The sequence below is a fragment of the Caldovatus aquaticus genome (assembly GCF_019458025.1).
GTDB lineage: Bacteria > Pseudomonadota > Alphaproteobacteria > Acetobacterales > Acetobacteraceae > Caldovatus > Caldovatus aquaticus.
Genome location: NZ_JAHZUY010000142.1, coordinates 1 through 505, shown reverse-complemented (window position 1 = coordinate 505; position 505 = coordinate 1). Strand labels below are relative to the sequence as shown.

The following is a 505-nucleotide window of genomic DNA, read 5'->3' as shown; positions in this document are numbered from 1 at the left end:
GGTGGCCGGGGCGCGCGGGGGCTAGCCGGGCCATGGCCGCCGCCCTCCCGGGCGCCGCCGGACGCGGCAACGGCCGCGGCGCCGGCGGCTCGCGCTACCGGCCGATGGCCGAGATCAACGTCACGCCGATGGTGGACGTGATGCTGGTGCTGCTGATCATCTTCATGGTCGCGGCGCCGCTGATGACCGTCGGCGTGCCGGTGGACCTGCCGCGCACCAGCGCCAGCCCGCTCAACCAGGAGACGGAGCCGCTGACCGTCACGATCGACGCGCAGAACCGGATCTTCCTGCAGGAGACGGAGGTCCAGCTCGACACGCTGGTGCCGCAGCTCCAGGCGATCCTGCGCAACCAGCCGCCGGGGGCGCCGGAGCGGCGCATCTTCGTGCGCGGCGACCGCGCCATCCCCTACGGACGGGTGATGGAGGTGATGGGCACGATCAGCGCCGCCGGCTTCTCGCGCGTCGCCCTGCTCGCCGAGCAGCCCGCGCCGCGCGCGGGACAGCC

1 protein-coding gene is annotated in these 505 nt (G+C 74.7%); it reads left to right on the top strand.

The genetic code is table 11. The features are described 5' to 3' along the window. Positions 1-32 precede the first annotated feature (32 nt). On the top strand, positions 33-505 hold a 473-nt coding region (gene tolR, locus K1J50_RS18850; RefSeq protein WP_220119283.1), incomplete at its 3' end, for a protein TolR.